Origin of the sequence: Bradyrhizobium sp. IC4060 (assembly GCF_020193715.1) — a bacterium.
Lineage (GTDB): Bacteria > Pseudomonadota > Alphaproteobacteria > Rhizobiales > Xanthobacteraceae > Bradyrhizobium > Bradyrhizobium yuanmingense.
Map to the genome: position 1 here is coordinate 235,912 of NZ_JADYVJ010000008.1, position 17,919 is coordinate 253,830.

Below are 17,919 nucleotides of genomic sequence, written 5' to 3' on the forward strand. Positions count from 1 at the left end.
GGCCGGCTTCGGGCTCCATACGGGGTCCGAATTGCGAATTGAGGCCGCCTGTAGCTGTTGCATTCCCCTCCCGCTTTTGGCATACGACAGCCGTTGTCGGCGCGTCACGCGACCGACACAGGATGCGGGTGTAGCTCAGTGGTAGAGCACGACCTTGCCAAGGTCGGGGTCGAGGGTTCGAGCCCCTTCGCCCGCTCCAGTTTTTCCTAGGCTGGCCTAGGAAGCGCTCTCCAACCTCGGAGAGCATTGTATGAGCCTCAAAGACTCCAAAGGGCAAGCGCGAGCTGTTGTTGGGCATGAGCCGCCTCGTACGGCGATTTGCTGTCCGCGCTTGCGAGAGCGGCCTCAAACCGAGGCCGGAGCAATTTTGAAGGTCTTTCGGTAGTTTACGGGCAAGTGAAGACGCCGGGAAGGCAGCAACTCAATGGATTCTCAGGCCTTGGTTCACTATATTTGGGGAGAGGAGTTTCCATGTCTGCTCAGCGCTCCGCCACCAAGGCCCAGTATACCGCTGGTGTAATCCAGCGGTTGGCGGCTGCTAACAACGTGGCAGTGATCGCGACATCGAACGATGTCTTTGCCCATCACGTGACGCGGCTCTCCGGCGATGACGTGAATTTCGATCCTATCGAGAATACCATCGTCGCACTCCAGCGCGCCGGGATTTTGGATCGTGTCCAAGCGGTGCGTCTTCAAGCGCGCTATCTTCGCGAAAGCCGTCTGTGACGTTTGATCCGTTTGGAGATTTTGCGACGCGCGGTTATTTGCGCAACGTCGCGAAGGCCAAAGATCCCGGAATCGTTCAGCGCCTCCTGCACAACTCCTTTCTGACCGGCATCGATGCAGCCTTGGATCATCTCAAAGCGCAGCCTTCCCTAAGCTACGCCGATGTCCTCCAAACACACAAAACGCTCTTTGAAGGAGTGTTCCCCTGGGCTGGAGAGGACCGTCATACGAACGCGTCCCACATCTTCGTAAAGAAGGGCTCTGTGATCTTCGCCCATCCCAATGACATCCGCAAAGCTATCAACTCCTGGACGGCAATGGCCGCACTATCATGCTGATCCATGCGGAACTTGCGCGGCGTGCAGGCATCAGCATCGATTGGGCCGCCACGGACAAAGTTCAGTATCTCGCAGCCCTGACGCAGGAGCTCGAAGAGCCGGGCAAGGGCAAACTTGATGCTTACCTTAAGCCATTCATCCGCAAGGGCTCGGAGAGCAACATCGCCGACGGGATCAAGGCCGCGCCGGGCCTGGACGGCGGCAACACAGACACAGTCGCAGGCGAGACGAGCAATCCAATGCTCCAGGCGCAATACGAAGAGCAAAAAGCCAAGCGCAACGGCGGGCGAGACTTGCAATGACAATCCTGGTCACCGGTAGCGCTGGCCATCTCGGGGAGGCGGTCCTGCGGACGCTCCGTGGGCGCGGGTCGCCCGCCCGCGGCGTCGATCTCAAGCCCTCCCCCTTCACCGATGCCGTTGGCTCCATCGTCGATCCCGCCTTCGTGCGGCGCCAGATGGACGGCGTCACTGCCGTGATCCACACCGCGACGCTGCACAAGCCGCATGTGGCGACCCATTCCAAGCAGGATTTTGTCGACACCAACGTGTCAGGAACGCTGAACCTGCTCGAGGCGGCAGTCGCGGCCGGCGTGAAGAGCTTTGTCTTCACCAGCACCACCAGCGCATTCGGCTCGCAGCTGCGGCCCGAGGCGGGACAGGCGGCGGTGTGGGTCACCGAGGAGCTGCCATCGGTGCCGAAGAACATCTACGGCACGACCAAGCTGATGGCCGAGAACCTCTGCGAGCTGTTCTTTCGCGAGCGCGCGCTACCGATCGTGGTTCTGCGGACCTCGCGCTTCTTTCCGGAGGACGACGACGATCCGGCGATGCGATCGGCCTACACGCTGGACAACGCGCAGGCCAACGAGCTGCTCTACCGCCGGCTGGATATCGCGGACGCAGTGAGCGCGCATCTGCTCGCCGTCGAGCGTGCGCCCGGCATCGGCTTCGCCCGCTACATCGTCTCGGCGACGAGCCCGTTCGAGCAACGTCATCTCGGAGCGCTGGCGCGCGATGCCGCCGGCGTCGTGCGCGAGCTCTATCCGGAGTGCGCGCAGCTCTATGCGGCGCGCGGCTGGCGGCTCTTCCCCGCGATTGACCGGGTCTATGTCAACGAGCGCGCGCGGCGGGAGCTCGGCTGGCGACCCGAATTCGACTTCGCGCATGTGCTGCGCAGCCTGCGCGATGGCCGCGACGTCCGCAGCACGCTGGCGCGTGAGGTCGGATCGAAAGGCTACCACGACACGCTGTTCGACGACGGACCCTACCCCGTGGCCCCGTGAGCGCCGCGATTATTTTACTCGACGCTTCAAATGATTGTCCGGCGTCACCGCGCGCGGATCAACTTGCGCAGTTCTACTGTGCATGGGGTTGTTTTCGCACTTTTGTATGCCCACCCCGGCGGACCGCCTGACGACGTTGCGCGCGCGCTGTTGATTCCGCGTTGCAGCGCGAGGCGCGGTCGTCGCAGCGTTCATCCGTTCATTGACATTCCGTCTCAATTTTTGCTGCGCGCAGCCGCGCTGCATCCGGCGCGCTTCTCACGATGGGCAGATGTGCTACCCTTTTTGCGCCTGTCGTCCCGACGGGCTCAAGACTTCGCCTCTCGACTAGCAAAACAAAATAACGCGCAGCCCTGATGGCTGCCTTAGGGGAGTGATGCGATGACATCGATGTTCCATCGATCCGTGTTGGCGCTTGCAGCCGTGGCCCTTCTCGCGGGGACCGGCGCCGGCAACGCGCAGCAGCAGGACAAGAACAAGCCGCTGAAGAAATACGATTCCAGCACCAAGGAGTTCTGGACCCATCCGCCGGATGACTGGTTCCTCGGTGACGAGACCGAGGCGCAGAAGGGCCTCGCGCCGCCGTCGGGCCCGCCGACCGGCGCCTCCGACGCCGAGCTCGCCAACATCGTCAAGAAGATCAAGCTGCCGCCGGGCTTCAAGATCGAGGTCTACGCCTCGGGCGTGCTGGCCGCGCGGCAGATGGCCTGGGGCGACAAGGGCACGTTGTTCGTCGGCTCGTTCGGCCTCGGCAACGTCTATGCCATCAAGGACAACAACGGAAAGAAGGAGGTCAAGACCGTCCTCAAGGGCCTCAACATGCCCACCGGTCTCGCCTTCAAGGACGGCGCGCTCTACGTCATCGCCGTCGACAAGCTGATCCGCTACGACAACGCCGAAGCCAATCTCGACAATCTCGGCCAAGGCAAGGTCGTTTATGACGACATGCCGTCCTATGCCGCGCATGGCTGGAAGTACATCGCGGTCGACAAGGAAGGCTGGTTCTTCCTGCCGTTCGGCCCGCCCTTCAACATCGGCATTCCGCCGACCAGCGTGTCGCAGATCCGGCGCGTCGATCCCAAGACCGGCAACGCCGAAATCTGGGCGCTCGGCGTCCGCAACTCGGTCGGCGGCGACGTCGATCCGCGCACCGGCAAGCTCTGGTTCACGGAGAATGCCCGCGACTGGATCAGCGATGATCTGCCCTCGGACAAGCTGAACATGATCAACCGGATCGGCGAGCATTTCGGCTATCCCTATTGCCATCAGGGCAATCTGCCTGACGACAAGTTCGCGATGGGCCACAAATGCTCCGAGTTCACGCCGCCCGTACTGAACCTCGGTGCCCATGTCGCACCGCTCGGCATGAAGTTCTACACCGGCGACCAGTTCCCCGCCGACTACAAGAACAACATCCTGATCGCGGAGCACGGCTCCTGGAATCGCCACAAGTACCAGGGCGCGCGCATCGTGCGGGTGATCGTCGGGCCTGACGGCAAGAACCCGAAGCGGGAGGTCTTCGCCTCCGGCTGGCTCGAGGGTGACCAGGGCTATCTCGGCCGTCCCAACGACATCATCATCGCCAAGGACGGATCAATCCTTGTGGCCGACGATTGGGCCGGCGCGATCTATCGCATCAGCTACAGCAAGAAGTAGCGCGACCTGACGGAGAAAGCTGCGACCGGGTGACGGCCGCAGCCTCGTTTGTTTAACGCCCCAAACTGTCGTTCCGGATTGCGCGCCACTTGCGCGCAAGTCCGGAACCCATAACCCCGACTCGTGGTTATGGATTCCGGGCTCGCGCCAAGCGGCGCGCCCCGGAATGACGAGCTCGATAGATCGGAATCCTCCCCCATGCGCCGGCAGTTCATTTCGTACGCAATCAGCGCGGTTGCGCTCCTGATGCTCGGCGCCTTCATCCCAGCCGAAGCCGCCGACAATGCCGCGATCAAGGAGAAGGCCGCCGCCTGCTCCGGCTGCCACGGCGAGAACGGCATTTCGCAGACCGAGAACATCCCCTCGCTCGCCGGCCAGCCCGATCAATTCCTGCAATGGCAGCTCGTGTTCTTCCGCGCCGGCGCGCGCAAGAACGATCAGATGCAGCCGATCGTGGAAGGGATCACCAACGAGGACATCCGCAATTTCGGCGCTTACTTCGCCTCGCTGGCGCCGCCGAAGGGACCCGAAGACGGGGATCCCGACCTGTCGAAGAAGGGGGCGCAGGTGGCCGCCGGCCGCCGCTGCGCCTCATGCCATACCGACAGCTATGCCGGCACCAAGGCGGTGGCGCGGCTCGCGGGGCAACGTGAGGAATATCTCGTCAAGGCGCTGCACGATTACAAGGCCGGCCAGCGTGTCGGCGGCGGCGTCGCCGCGATGGCCGACGTCGCCTATCACATGAGCGATGAGGAGATCACCGCCGTCTCGCACTATCTCGCGCACTTGAAATAGCGCTGAGCTGTTTCGTCAATCGCAGCTCGTCATCCCCGGGGCGCGACACAGTCGCGAGCCCCGGGACGACACCGAATGTGTGGTTACGCCCTACCCCGCCCGCTGCCTCTCATACGCCTTCAGATGCGTATAGGCGATGCGCAGCTTCGGCACCGGCACCTTGGCGGAGTCGGCGCGCGCGATGAGATCGCCAATGACGTGATCGGCCTCGACAGGCAGGCCGGCCTTGATGTCGCGGAACATCGACGCCGTCAGCGGCGAGCCCTCGGTGGTGAGATTGCCTTTGACGCGATCGAAGAACGGGCCGCCCGGCGGATAGCCGGACGCCGTGGCAACCGCGCTGGTCTCATCCAGCATGCCGAGCAGGAAATCGCGGCCGCCGGGCGCGGCGAGGATATTGCCGACGGACGTCCGCATCAGGCTGGTGCTTGCAGCGAGCGAGGACAGGAACACCCACTTCTCCCACATGTCCTGCATGATGTTCTGGCTGGCGCTGGCGCCATGGATGCCGCTCTTGAAGGCCTCGTCGATCGCCTTCACCCGGTCCGACATCCCGCCGTCGCGCTCGCCGTAGCTGAGCGACTGCATCGGCTGGAGCTGCACCACCTCGCGCTTCTCGTTCAGCGTGGCCGCAATGGCGCAGAGGCCGCCGAGCACGCGCTCCTTGCCGAACCTCGTGTCCAGCGTGTCGAGATGCTTCATGCCGTTGAGCATCGGGATGATCGCGGTGTTCGGCCCCACCGCGGGGGCGAACGACTTGATGGCATCGTCGAGGTCGAATGCCTTGCAGCTGAGCAGCACGACGTCGAACGTGTCCTTGATTGCGTCGGCCTGAACCGTCGGCGGGTTCTTCAAGGTCACATCGCCGTTCGGGCTCTTGATAACGAGGCCGGCGCTCGCGAGCTCGTCGGCGCGGCGAGGCCTAACCAGGAAGGTCACGTCGCGGCCGGCCTGCAACAGCCTGCCACCGAAATAGCCGCCGATGGCGCCGGCGCCGACCACGAGGATGCGCATGGGAGAACTCCGCTTGTATTATTAGCGAATGGCGAATAGGGAGTAGCGAATAGTGGGCGCGATTTCCACTCGCTATTCGCTACCCGCCATTCGCGCGCTTCACTTTCCCGACACCATCTCCTCGACCTCGCGCAACTGCTCCTTGCCGAAGAACATTTCATTGCCGACGAAGAAGGTCGGCGAGCCGAAGGCGCCGCGGGCGACCGCCTCCTCGGTGTTCTTGATCAGCTTGGCCTTCACCTCGGGTTCCCCGGCGCGGGCGAACAGCTTTTGCGCATCGAGACCAGACGACGCCAGCGCCTTCGCCGCGATCTCGGGATCGTCCATCTTCTTCGGCTCGCGCCACATGTGGTGGAAGGTGGCCTCGACATATGTCTCGAACACGCCCTCGAGCTGCGCTGCGATGGCTGCGCGCATCAGGTTCAGCGTGTTGACGGGAAAGTGCGGATTCCAGACATAGGGCTGGACATGGAAGCGTTTGATGAAGCGCTCGGTCTCGACCTGCTGGAACTCCCGCTTGTTCTTGATGCCGGCGAGCGTCTCGGCCGGCGACTTGTTGTTGGTCGACTTGAAGATGCCGCCGAGCAGGATCGGCACATATTCGAACTTGACGCCGATCCGCTGTTCGATGGCTGGAATCGCCAGATGGCTGAGATAGGCGTTGGGGCTACCGAAATCGAACAGGAATTGCGGGGCGGTGCGGGTCAAAATCATTCTCCCTGGCCTGGCTTTCTGAGCGGCTTTTTCTCATTGTGGCGCAGGCCGCGCCACAGGTCTATCGTTTAATGACGGTCATAATACTTTGACCGTCAGATCAGGCGCTGCATCGCCCGCTTGCGCCACACCAGATGGTAATAGCCCATCTGCAGAATCAACATGGCGCAGAACACGATGGGATAGGCGGCCCACACGCCGGTCAGGCCGACCGTGTGGCTGAGGATGATTGCAGCCGGCAGCTCGATTGCGGCGATCGCGAAGATCGACAGCAGCATCGGCGTCAACGCGACGCCGGCGCCGCGCATTGCGCCCGAGAACACCGTGGCGAGCCCGAACGGCACCGAGCTCCACAAGGCGATGTTGAGCAATCCCTTCGCCAGATCCAGCACGGCGCCGTCGGTGATGAAGATACCGAGCACCGCGCGTGGCGCGAGGTAGATCAGCGCCACCAACCCGCCGGTCAGGACGATATTGAACGCAAGGCCCATCCGCACGATGCCGTCAAGCTGGGCCCGGTCGCCGCCGCCGACGGCCTGGGCGCCGAGGATCGAGACCGCGATCGAAATCGACATCGCCGTGAACTGGGTGTAGCCCATCACCTGGTTGACGGCGCCATAGGCCGCGGTGGCATTCGAGCCGAAGCCGTTGACGAGGCCGAGCAGCACAAGCTCGGCGATCGCCATCACCACCATGCCGATCGCGCTCGGCAGGCCGATCCCGAGGACTTTGCCGAGCACGGCGCCGTTTAGTCGGAGGTGACGCAGCAGCGTCGCATCCGGCGCGAGCGCGTGCTTTCTCCGCAGCAGATAGGCAGCCAGCACGATCAGCGTCAGCGTGTTCGAGATCGCAGCCGCCCAGGCAGCACTGGTGATGCCGACGGCCGGCAATCCGAACGTGCCGCGGATCAGCATCGGCGTCAGGATCAGGCCGATCGCCGTCGACAAGGCCAGCGCCAGCAGCGGCGTCAGTCCATCGCCGACGCCGCGGATCATCGCCGTCATCAGCAGGAAGATGAAGCCGAGCGGCATCGTCAACAGCATGATGCGCGCATAGGCGCTGGCTTCATCGAGAATGTCCGCGGGCGTGGCGAGCATCACCATCAGGGGCCGGCTGAAGATCCCGCCAACGAGTGCAATCGCTATCGAGAGCAGCAGGCCGACGGCGAGTGTCGTGCCGACGATGATCTTGATCCGGCCATGCTCGCCGGCGCCGAAGGCCTGGCCGATCAGCACGGTGGCGCCGGTGCTGAGGCCCATGACGAAGGCGAACAGGAAGAACATCACCGGGAAGAACGCCGAGACCGCGGCGAGCGCGCCGACGCCGACCATCTGGCCGAGATAGACGTTGCTGACGGTGCCGAACAGCGATTGCAGCGCGTTGCTCAGCATCAGGGGTGCGAGAAAGCGGAGGAATGTGGTCCAGAGCGGCTTTGCGGCAGACATGGCATTGGCCTTTCATCAGGGCGTGCGAAGCCGTTGCCGCGCAATGCGCGGCTCGGCCGTCGATGGGGCGTGAGAAGCGGCGCGCGGTTTAAGCGCGGTCGCTGTAGGCGAGCTTGACGATGTGGTCGCGGATGTCGGTCGGCCAGTCGGCGATCAGGCCGGTGAAGCGTCGCCGGTCATCCGCGAACAGGGCGCGCGAGGCTTCCTCGAACTGCGGCAGATCGCCGGCCATGGTCGACATGAAGTGGTAGGCCGCATCGCGCGCCTGCCGCTCGCGGTCCTTGTCGCCGCTGGCGCGCCTGGCTTCGTCGACGAGCTTGCGCAGCGCGACCGAAGCGCCGCCGGCCTGTGCGTTGAGCCACTCCCAGTGCCGCGGCAGCAAGGTCACCTCGCGCGCGACCACGCCGAGCTTCGGCCGGCCGCGACCGCGCGGCTCTGCGGGTGCTTCGGTCGCCTCAGCCGACGGCGGGACAAGCTTCGCCAAGCGCGCCAACACCTCGCGATCTCCACCACGCAGATCGAAGTCGATCGATCGGCCCGTGGCGTCCTCGAAGATGATGATTGGCTCGTCCGGCTGTGACGCCACCCGCTTGACGACCAGCGCGACCTCTCCAGCCGGCCCGGACACCAGGCGGCGTTGTCCCTGGAAAGCGGTGAAAAATTTCTGCATTGGAATCATTGCCATTTTGACGATGCTGGGTTTCTTAATACCCGGGTAAATTACTCGCGTCAATATACCCGGATAAAAATATCAGCAGCGACGGCTCGACAATGTGTTCCCGGGCTGGCACCAACGGCGCGGCCGATGACCACGACCAAGCCTTGAGGACCCCGCGATGCTGACCGTTCACCACCTCAACAATTCCCGCTCGCAGCGCGTGCTGTGGCTGCTCGAGGAGCTGGGCGTTCCCTACGAGATCGTGCGCTATCAGCGTCAGCCGGACATGCGCGCGCCGAAGGAGCTGCGCGCCATCCATCCGCTAGGCAAATCGCCCGTCATCACCGACAACGGCAACACCATCGCCGAATCAGGCGCGATCATCGAATATCTCATCGCCACCTACGGCAACGGGCGGCTGATCCCGCCGCCGAACACGCCGGAGCGGCTGCGCTACACCTATTGGCTGCACTATGCGGAAGGATCCGCGATGCAGCCGCTGCTGCTCAAGCTGCTGTTCACGCTGATGCCGAAACGTGCGCCGGCCTTGCTGCGCCCGCTGGTGCGCAAAGTCTCCAACCAGGCGCTGACCGCGCTGGTCAATCCGCAGCTGAAGCAGCACATGGACTATTGGGAAGGCGAGCTCGGCAAGAGCGAATGGTTCGCCGGCAGCGAGTTCACCGCGGCTGACATCCAGATGAGCTTTCCGCTCGAAGCCGCCCAAGCTCGCGGCGGCCTCGAGCAGGGCCATCCCAAGGCGATGGCGTTCCTGGAGCGCATCCACGCCCGGCCTGCCTATGCGCGCGCGCTGGAGAAGGGCGGGCCGTATCAGGTCGGGCGGTAAGCTCCCTTACTCCGTCATTCCGGGAGCAGGTTACTGCCCCGCCGCCTCCGCGCCGCGCGTGCGCGGATCGGCTGCGCCCAGCGTTCCGTTCGGCGTCACCAGAATCGAGTTGGCAGATGTCTGCCCCATCGGCTCGAGGACGAGGTGCCCCATCGCCTTCAGCTCGAGCAGCACGCCCTCGGGAAAGCCGCGCTCGACGCGCACTTCATCCGGCAGCCATTGGTGGTGCAGCCGCGGCGCTGCGACCGCGGCCGCAACATCCATCTCGTAGTCGAGCACGTTCACGATCACCTGCAGCACGGTCGAGATGATGCGGCTGCCGCCGGGCGAGCCCGTCACCAGCACCGGCTTGCCGTCCCTCAGCACGATGGTCGGTGACATCGACGACAGCGGCCGCTTACCGGGACCGGGAAGATTCGCTTCGAAGCCGACCAGGCCATAGGCGTTGGAGGCGCCGATTGCCGCGGTGAAATCGTCGAGTTCGTTGTTGAGCAGCACGCCGGTGCCGTCGGCGACGAGGCCGACGCCGTAGCTGAAGTTCAGCGTGTAGGTGTTGCTGACGGCATTGCCGCGGGTGTCGACGACGGAAAAATGCGTGGTGTTGCTGCCCTCACGTGGCGCGGCAGGAGAGGTCACGAGCTCTTTTGACGGCGTGGCGCGTTCGAGGGAAATGTTTGCGCGCAGCTTCGCGGCATAGTCCTTCGCAATGAGGGTCTCGATCGGCGCGTTGACGAAGGCGGGATCACCGAGATAGCGGGCGCGATCGGCATAAGCGCGCTTCATGGCTTCGATCAAGAGATGCAGCGACGCCGCTGATCCCTGCTTCAGATCGGCCAGAGGGAAGCCCTCGAGGATGTTGAGCGTCTCCATCAGCACGACGCCGCCGGATGAGGGTAGCGGCATCGACACGATGTCATAGCCGCGGTAGCTGCCACGCACCGGCGTGCGGATGACCGGCTGATAGGCCTTGAGGTCGGCCGGCGTCATGATGCCGCCGGCATCGGTCACGGCCTTGGCGAGCTTCTCGGCGACCGGCCCCTCGTAGAATCCCCGCGGCCCCTGTGCAGCGACGGCCGCCAGCGTTTCGGCGAGATCGCCCTGCACCAGCCGATCGCCTTCGCCCAGCGGCGTGCCATCCGGACGCGAGAATATCCTGGCCGAAGAAGGCCAGCGTGCCAGCCGCCGGTGCCAGCCCGGCAACGTATCGGCCATGTCGTCGCTGACGATGAAGCCATCGCGTGCGAGCGCGATCGCAGGCGCCAGCAGTTGCGCCAGCGTGAACTGACCCGAGCCGTATTTCTCGAGCGCGAGCGCAAGGCCGGCGACGGTGCCGGGCACGCCGATGCCGAGCGCGGAATCCCGTGACTTCGTCGCGTCGGGCTTGCCGTCGGCGCCGAGGAAGATCTGCGGCGTGGTCGCGGCCGGCGCGGTTTCGCGATAGTCGACCGTGATGTCTTCATTGCGATCGGCGGAATGGATCACCATGAAGCCGCCGCCGCCGATATTGCCGGCACGCGGATAGGTCACGGCCATCGCGAAGCCGGTCGCGACCGCAGCGTCGATGGCATTGCCGCCGCGCCGCAGGATGTCGGCGCCGATCTGCGCAGAGATCTTCTCCTGCGCCACCACCATGCCGTGCTCGGCGGCGACGGCGCGCACTGCCTCGCGTGCGGGCGGAACATAGCCCTGCCTTGCATCCTGAGCGGTCGCAGGGGCGAGACCGAGCACCAGGACGGCAATGGCGGCTAAAAATCTCCGCCGTGTCGAATATGACGACATCATCGAATTCCCGCCGTGGCGTTGCACCGGTTCACACCCGTCACTGTAATGCTATACCGTTTGCTCTAAGAGAGGCAAAACTGTTCGTGATGGGTGCTGCGTGATGACGACAATCGCTCCGGATGCGCGCATGGCCGGCGTGGCGCGGACCTATCCGCCGCGCGCCGCCGTCGTGAGTTGGATCTTTTTCGATTGGGCCGCGCAGCCATATTTCACGCTGATCACGACCTTCGTGTTCGCGCCCTATTTCGCGACGGCCATTGCGCCAAATCCCGCCGCCGGTCAATCCTTGTGGGGCTTTGCGATGGCGGCCGCGGGCCTTGCGATCGCGCTGTTGTCGCCGGTGCTCGGCGCCATCGCCGACGCTTCGGGCCGCAGGAAACCGTGGATCGCAGGTTTCGGTACGGTGCTGGTGCTGGCGTCCTGCACGCTCTGGATCGGCAAGCCCGGCGATCATGCCGTCATTCCGCTGGTGCTCACCGCAGTTGCGCTCGCCAGCGTTGGTGCGGAATTTGCCACGCTCTTCAACAACGCGATGATGCCGACGCTGGTGCCGCCGGAGCGGATCGGTCGTCTCTCCGGCACCGGCTGGGCCACGGGCTACATTGGCGGCATCGTCAGCCTGATCATCGTGCTCGGCCTGCTCGCCGCCAATCCCGAGACCGGCCGCACGCTGCTCGGCGTCACGCCGCTCTTCGGCCTCGATCCCCTCACACGTCAGGGCGATCGTGCCGCGGGGCCGCTGACTGCGCTGTGGTTCATCATCTTCGTGACGCCGATGTTCCTGTTCACGCCGGATTATCCGGCGAAGCGCCCGCTGGGCGAGGCGTTGCGCGAAGGCCTGTCGGAGCTGAAGCAGTCGATCAAGAGTCTGCCGAGGCAGAAATCGCTCGCGGCATTCCTGCTCGCCAACATGATCTACACCGATGGTCTGGTGTCGCTGTTCGCCTTCGGCGGCATCTATGCCGCAGGCACCTTCGGCTGGCATACGATCCAGATCGGGACGTTCGGCATCATGCTCGCGATCGCCGGCGCGCTCGGCGCCTGGTTCGGCGGCAAGCTGGATGATCGTCTCGGGCCGAAGCGCGTCATCGCCGGCAGCCTGCTGGTCCTGCTGCTGTCGGTGGCCGCGATTCTCCTCGTCGACAAGGACAGCGTCCTGTTCGTCAAGACCGCGCCGCCGCAAGCGGGCGCTGCCCTGTTCTCGAGTACGGCCGAGCGCGCCTATCTCGTGCTGGGCTGCCTGATCGGTGCAGCCGGCGGCCCGCTCCAGGCCGCTTCCCGCACGCTGCTGATCCATCTCGCGCCGAAGGATCGCATCGCGCAATATTTCGGCCTGTTTGCGCTGACGGGAAAGGTGACGTCCTTCATCGGCCCGCTCCTGATCGGCCTGGTCACCGCGCTGACCGCCAGCCAGAAGGCCGGCATGGCCGTGCTGGTGGTGTTCTTCGTTGCGGGATTGGGGCTGTTGATGCGGGTGCGGGATTAGCATCCCCATCGTCATTCCGGGGCGCGCCACTTGGCGCGAGCCCGGAATCCATTTCTCCGCATGGGACCCTGCACAATGGATTCCGGGTTCGCGCTTCGCGCGCCCCGGAATGACAGCAACTCAATGCCTGAAGTGCCGCGTTCCCGTGAACACCATGGCGATGCCGTGCTCGTCGGCGGCCTTGATCACCTCGTCGTCGCGCATGGAGCCGCCGGGCTGCACCACGGCGGTGGCGCCGGCTTCGATGCAGGCGAGCATGCCGTCGGCGAACGGGAAGAATGCATCCGAGGCCACCACCGAACCCTTGGTGAGCGGTTCGGCGAGCTTCAGCTCGGCCGCCGCATCCTGCGCCTTGCGTGCGGCGATCCGCGCTGAATCCACCCGGCTCATCTGACCCGCGCCGATACCGACGGTGGCGAGATCCTTGGCGTAGATGATGGTGTTGGACTTGACGTGTTTTGCCACCCGGAACGCAAACTTCAGATCACGCATCTCCGCATCCGTCGGCGCGCGCTTGGTGACGACCTTGAACGTCATGTCGTCGACAACGGCGTTGTCGCGGCTTTGCACCAGCAGGCCGCCGGCCACCGTCTTGGCGGTCAGGCCCGGCGCACGCGGATCGGGCAGGCTGCCGGCGAGCAGCAGGCGCAGGTTCTTCTTGCCGCCGATGATGGCGATCGCCTCTTCGCTGGCGTCGGGCGCGATGATGACCTCAGTGAAGATCTTGGTAATCTCGCGCGCGGTATCGGCATCGAGGGCGCGGTTCATCGCGATGATGCCGCCGAAGGCCGAGGTGGAATCGCAGGCCAGCGCCCTGCGATAGGCCTCGACGAGGTTCGGACCTTCGGCGACGCCGCAGGGATTGGCATGCTTGACGATGACGCAGGCCGCGGTGCGCTTGGCGTCGAACTCGCCGATGCATTCATAGGCGGCATCGGTGTCGTTGATGTTGTTGTAGGACAGCTCCTTGCCCTGGAGCTGCCGCGCGGTGGAGACGCCGGGGCGCTTGTCCGGCGTCGCGTAGAAGGCGGCGGTCTGGTGCGGGTTCTCGCCATAGCGCAGCGACTGGATCAGCCTGCCGCCGAAAGCGCGGAAGTCGGGCGCGTCGATCTCGAGCTGACGGTTGAACCAGTTCGAGATCGCGGCGTCATACGCCGCAGTGCGGGCATAGGCCTTCGCGGCGAGCCGCCGGCGCAGCTTTAGCGTGGTCGCGCCCTTGTTGGCGGCAAGCTCGTCGAGCACGGCCTGATAGTCCTGCGCCTCGACCACGACGGCAACATCGTCGTGATTCTTGGCGGCGGCGCGGATCATCGCGGGGCCGCCGATGTCGATGTTCTCGATGCAATCCTCGAAGCCCGCGCCTTTGTCGACGGTGGCCTCGAACGGATAGAGATTGACGACGAGCAGGTCGATCGGCGCGATGCCATGCGCCTTCATCGCTTCCGCGTGCTCCTTGTTGTCGCGGATCGCGAGCAAGCCGCCATGCACCTTCGGATGCAGCGTCTTGACGCGGCCGTCCATCATCTCGGGGAATCCGGTGAGGTCGGAGACGTCCTTCACCTTAAGGCCGGCCGCGGCGATTGCTTTCGCGGTGCCGCCGGTCGAGACCAGCTCGACATCGTGCGCGGCGAGCGCCTTGGCGAACTCGATCAGGCCGGTCTTGTCGGAGACGGAGAGAAGGGCGCGGGTGACGCGGCGGGGACGGTCAGTCATGAGCAAGATCCTCTGTTCAGGGAGTGTCTATGCCCAGGCGCGCGGCTTATATGTCCCGCGCTTCCCGATGGTGCTCCATCCAAGGTCGCCAGTCGCGCGAGCGAGCGCTCGATAGCAGCTTTTGGCGTCGCTCTCAACGGGTAGATAGGGCCGGATCGCGCCTGTTTACAACGGAAGTTCCGGCTCGCGCCGGGCGTTGCGGCGGGCATTGGTCACTGCGGGCGAGGCGGTGGAGCGGACAAAGCTCCAGCGGATCGAGGGGGCCTGGCGGGCGTTCTGACGGATCACGATCTGGGCGGTGCGGCGCGGGCCGTCATTGCCGGCCAGGAATACGCTGTCCTCGAGATCGACCTTGTCGTCCAATGCCTCGAAGGTCCAGACGTCGCGGTTCGGCAGCACCAGCATGACGCCGCGCGCATCCGACAGCCGGCTTGCCTTCACTGCGGGATGCAGATGGAAGCGCAGCGCGAAATCGGCATCGGCGCCCTTGAAGCGTCCGCCCTGCGGCGGCGACAGCGCGTCCTCGCCGTCGATGCGCGCGCCGTCATTGGCGATCATCAGCACGCGGCGGTGGATCGCGCCGAACTTGGCGAGATAGCCGTCATGCGAGGTCGTGAGCAACGTGCCGTTCTGCACGACCTCGCGATAGCTCTCGACCTCGACCGGGCCGCTGGTGACGGGCGCGCCGTGCAGGAGCCGCTTCATCGCCGACATCTCGACGAACTGGCATGACGACGACTCGTGATAGGTCAGCGTCGAATGCGCCGCCGTGCTGCGCGCGAACGGCCGCCAATTGTCGCGGCCGGTGGTCGGCATGCCGCAATTGGTGACGATGCGGCTGATGCCGGACGACAATTCGAACGAGAGGCAGCCGGCATGGGCGTCGTGACTGACGCCGGCCGGCGGCGGCGGGCCGGTGTCGATGATCACAGTGGTCTGGCCGGCATCGAGGCGCTGAAAGCCGGTATGCGGCATGTTCGCCATCGGCGCGCCGTGGGTGTCGTCATAGGCAAGCAGCGTGGCGAGCAGGTCGGACGAGGTCGCGCTCATGCCGTTGAACAGGGCGAAATTGCCGTCGCCGTGCCGGAAGAAGCGCAGCATCGGCATCATGCGGTCGATCGCATTGAGCAGGGCCGGCGGCGGCGCGATATTGCGCGCGGCAAAAGTCTGCCGCAGTGGCAAGAGGTCGATCAGGAGCTCGATCAGCGCGCCCGGATTGCGCGAGATGTGGCCGCCATCGGGCAGGATCTGCCGCTGCAATTCGTCCGACAGCTTCTTGGAGGCGCTGCGGATGTGACGCGTCTGGTTGGCGAGGCACAGGGACGCATAGCACAGCGCGATCAGCACCTGCAGCTTCGGCACCCCGTCCGGAATGTCGACCATGGTGTAGCGCAGGAAGCGGATCTCGCGCGCCAGCGCCCGCAAGTAACGGCGGTAGAACTTGTTGTCGGTCTCGCTCAGCACCAGCGGCGCCTGCGAGAGCAGCGAAATCACGCGCCTCGCCAGTACGTCGGCGCGGCGCGCGACGGGGCGGCGCTTGTTGGCGGGATTCGAGATCCAGTCCTCGATCAGCGCGCGCGCATTCGCCCGCGTCAGCGCCGTATCGGCGGCGCGCAAGTGCCGCAGCCAGCCGAAGCCGAGCAGCGCAACCTCCCAATCCTCCGACGGCGGCTCGAGGTCGAAGATCGAGCGGCCATGGCAATTGACGATCTTGCCGGCGAAGACGAAGCGACCGGCATAGATCTCGGCAGCGCGAGTCGCATCCGCGGTCCGCAGGTCATGCGGCGCGATAATCAGCCGGTCGGTGCGGCCGGGCCAGACTCGCGACAGCACAACGGAACCGCCGCTCGCGCGCGCGAGCATGTTCCGCGCGAAGCGGTTCATGACCAGCGTCGAGATACGTCTGCGTTGAGCGACCGACACGCCTTGCCTTGATGGGGGAGAGGATCAGTGACGAATCCTTATTAATCCCAAAATCGGACGCCTGACACCACCTTGAACGGCGCGAATCAGGGTCGTGGTCGCAAAATCCAGTGCAAAATCAGGATTTAACGAGCCGGGCCGCGAAAAATCCGTCGAGCCCGCCGAGCCTGGGATCGGCGTTCGGCAGATGGCAGGGCAGGGTGCGCAGGTCGCCGTCCCCGTTGAGGATTTCGTCGAGGCCCGCAACCTCCGATGCCACGATCGGAGCGCGGCGAAGCGCGGGCTCGGCGGCGAGCAGTGCCGCCACCGCCTGCTCGCCCTCCTCGGGTTCCAGCGAACAGGTGCAATAGACCAGCGTTCCGCCCGGCTTGAGCAGCGACACCGACTTGCGCAGCAGCCGCTGCTGGAGCGCGGCCAGGGTAGCGATGTCGGAGTCCTGCCGCAGCCATGCGACGTCGGGATGCCGGCGGATCGTGCCGGTGGAGGTGCAGGGAGCATCGATCAGAATACCGTCGAACGCCTCCGCCGGGCCGGCCCATTCCACGGCGTCAGCGACGACGGTCTCGGCCTGCAGCGACAGCCGCGCCAGGTTTTCGCGCAAACGCGCCACCCGTGCCGGCGAGCGGTCGATCGCCGTGACCTGCGCGCCCGAGAGCACCAGCTGCGCGGTCTTGCCGCCAGGGGCGGCGCAGAGATCGGCAATGGACTTGCCTTTGACATCGCCGAACAGCCGGGCGGGCAACGCGGCGGCGGCGTCCTGTACCCACCATTGTCCTTCGGCGAAGCCGGGCAGCATGGTTACCGCACCATGCAGCAGCATCCGCACCGTTCCCGTCGGCAGCATCTCACCATGCAGGCGGCTTGCCCATTGGGCGGGATCCGATTTCACCGTGAGATCGAGCGAGGGCTCGTGGCCGAGCGCCGATGCCATGTCCCGTGCGATCGCCTCGCCATAATGAGCGCTCCAGCGCGCGAGCAGCCATGGCGGCAGATCCAGTGATTGCGTCGCGACCTCCTCGACCAGCGCCTTGCCCTCGCGCGCACAGCGGCGCAGCACGGCGTTGACGAGCCCGGCATAGCGCGCGGCGCGGCGGTCGGATTGCACGAGGCGGACGGAAAGATCGACCGCGGCGTGATCCGGCACGTCCATCCAGAGGATCTGGGCGGCGCCGATCAAAAGTGCGCTCTGCGCGCGTGGCGCGTCGGAGGGAACGCCCTTGTCGAGCAGGCGGGACAGCACATGGCCGAGCGTGCCGAGCCGGCGCAGCACCGTGGCGACCAGGCGCCGCATCAGCGCGCGGTCGCGGTCGGCCAGCGTCTTCAGTCCGGGATGGGCACCGCCGCCGTCGAGCTGGTCGTCGAGCGTGCGGTGCTTGTGCAGCACGCCGTCGACGATGTCGGCGGCAATCCGTCGCGCCGCAAGGCCGGGCACTTCGGACGGAGGGACGAAACGTTGAGATGGCATGCGGAAGCAAGGTTCTGAACGAGCGGCAGTTCCGCCGCGATGGGCGCATGCCTTGAGAAGGCGATCTCTGACACG

Annotated in this window: 16 protein-coding genes, 1 tRNA gene and 1 riboswitch; of the genes, 9 read left to right on the forward strand and 8 right to left on the reverse strand. The window is 65.1% G+C overall.

All coding sequences use genetic code 11. From position 1 onward, the window contains the following. Nucleotides 1-124 precede the first annotated feature (124 nt). From I6F16_RS25075 to I6F16_RS25105, 7 genes are all read left to right on the forward strand, one after another. Nucleotides 125-199 (forward strand) — tRNA-Gly (locus tag I6F16_RS25075). 272 nt (nt 200-471) lie between these two features. Further along, the gene (locus tag I6F16_RS25080; protein WP_036003012.1) at nt 472-726 is read left to right on the forward strand and encodes a hypothetical protein; all 255 of its coding nucleotides are present in this window, start codon (nt 472-474) and stop codon (nt 724-726) included. Next, nucleotides 723-1,064 (forward strand): hypothetical protein, encoded by a 342-nt coding sequence (locus I6F16_RS25085; protein WP_225113164.1) that lies wholly within the window; start codon nt 723-725, stop codon nt 1,062-1,064. The genes I6F16_RS25080 and I6F16_RS25085 overlap by 4 nt, the downstream gene beginning before the upstream one ends. Next, nucleotides 1,058-1,366, forward strand: coding sequence for a hypothetical protein (locus I6F16_RS25090; RefSeq protein WP_225113165.1), 309 nt, complete (start codon nt 1,058-1,060; stop codon nt 1,364-1,366). Before I6F16_RS25085 ends, I6F16_RS25090 begins: the two co-directional genes overlap by 7 nt. Beyond that, nucleotides 1,363-2,349 carry an NAD(P)-dependent oxidoreductase gene (locus I6F16_RS25095; protein ID WP_225113166.1) on the forward strand — a complete coding sequence of 329 codons (987 nt, stop codon included), beginning with the start codon at nt 1,363-1,365 and terminating at the stop codon, nt 2,347-2,349. The genes I6F16_RS25090 and I6F16_RS25095 overlap by 4 nt, the downstream gene beginning before the upstream one ends. Nucleotides 2,350-2,730: 381 nt before the next feature. Further along, nucleotides 2,731-4,005, forward strand: coding sequence for a PQQ-dependent sugar dehydrogenase (locus I6F16_RS25100; protein WP_036003007.1), 1,275 nt, complete (start codon nt 2,731-2,733; stop codon nt 4,003-4,005). Between the two features lie 198 nt (nt 4,006-4,203). Beyond that, nucleotides 4,204-4,800, forward strand: a complete 597-nt coding sequence (locus I6F16_RS25105; protein ID WP_225113167.1) for a c-type cytochrome — start codon at nt 4,204-4,206, stop codon at nt 4,798-4,800. 90 nt (nt 4,801-4,890) lie between these two features. Here I6F16_RS25105 and panE read toward each other — a convergent pair whose 3' ends face one another. The 4 genes from panE to I6F16_RS25125 all read right to left on the reverse strand — a co-directional run bounded on the left by panE (nt 4,891) and on the right by I6F16_RS25125 (nt 8,658). Continuing rightward, entirely contained in the window at nt 4,891-5,814 is a 924-nt protein-coding gene (gene panE / locus I6F16_RS25110; RefSeq protein WP_225113168.1) for a 2-dehydropantoate 2-reductase, read from the reverse strand. A gap of 99 nt (nt 5,815-5,913) precedes the next feature. After that, a complete protein-coding gene (locus I6F16_RS25115; protein WP_193374950.1) occupies nt 5,914-6,522 on the reverse strand; it encodes a 2-hydroxychromene-2-carboxylate isomerase in 609 nt (202 codons plus the stop codon). 101 nt (nt 6,523-6,623) lie between these two features. Next, nucleotides 6,624-7,973, reverse strand: a complete 1,350-nt coding sequence (locus I6F16_RS25120; RefSeq protein WP_225113169.1) for an MATE family efflux transporter — start codon at nt 7,971-7,973, stop codon at nt 6,624-6,626. 88 nt (nt 7,974-8,061) lie between these two features. Continuing rightward, nucleotides 8,062-8,658, reverse strand: a complete 597-nt coding sequence (locus tag I6F16_RS25125; protein WP_109141984.1) for a DUF2239 family protein — start codon at nt 8,656-8,658, stop codon at nt 8,062-8,064. 151 nt (nt 8,659-8,809) lie between these two features. On the opposite strand from I6F16_RS25125, the gene I6F16_RS25130 reads away from it, so the two are divergent. Then, nucleotides 8,810-9,475 carry a glutathione S-transferase gene (locus I6F16_RS25130; protein WP_036002974.1) on the forward strand — a complete coding sequence of 222 codons (666 nt, stop codon included), beginning with the start codon at nt 8,810-8,812 and terminating at the stop codon, nt 9,473-9,475. Nucleotides 9,476-9,505: 30 nt separating this feature from the next. On the opposite strand, the gene ggt is transcribed toward I6F16_RS25130, so the two are convergent. Beyond that, nucleotides 9,506-11,257, reverse strand: a complete 1,752-nt coding sequence (ggt, locus tag I6F16_RS25135) for a gamma-glutamyltransferase (protein WP_225113170.1) — start codon at nt 11,255-11,257, stop codon at nt 9,506-9,508. Nucleotides 11,258-11,357: 100 nt separating this feature from the next. Between ggt and I6F16_RS25140 the strand changes: the two genes are divergently transcribed. Further along, nucleotides 11,358-12,743, forward strand: a complete 1,386-nt coding sequence (locus tag I6F16_RS25140) for an MFS transporter (RefSeq protein WP_036024247.1) — start codon at nt 11,358-11,360, stop codon at nt 12,741-12,743. 120 nt (nt 12,744-12,863) lie between these two features. On the opposite strand, the gene purH is transcribed toward I6F16_RS25140, so the two are convergent. From purH to I6F16_RS25155, 3 genes are all read right to left on the reverse strand, one after another. Next, nucleotides 12,864-14,456 (reverse strand): bifunctional phosphoribosylaminoimidazolecarboxamide formyltransferase/IMP cyclohydrolase, encoded by a 1,593-nt coding sequence (purH, locus tag I6F16_RS25145; RefSeq protein WP_225113171.1) that lies wholly within the window; start codon nt 14,454-14,456, stop codon nt 12,864-12,866. A gap of 24 nt (nt 14,457-14,480) precedes the next feature. Continuing rightward, nucleotides 14,481-14,562: riboswitch (ZMP/ZTP riboswitch) on the reverse strand. Between the two features lie 59 nt (nt 14,563-14,621). Continuing rightward, entirely contained in the window at nt 14,622-16,340 is a 1,719-nt protein-coding gene (locus I6F16_RS25150) for a heparinase II/III family protein (RefSeq protein ID WP_036002964.1), read from the reverse strand. 157 nt (nt 16,341-16,497) lie between these two features. After that, a complete protein-coding gene (locus tag I6F16_RS25155; protein WP_225174077.1) occupies nt 16,498-17,844 on the reverse strand; it encodes a transcription antitermination factor NusB in 1,347 nt (448 codons plus the stop codon). Nucleotides 17,845-17,919: the final 75 nt, after the last annotated feature.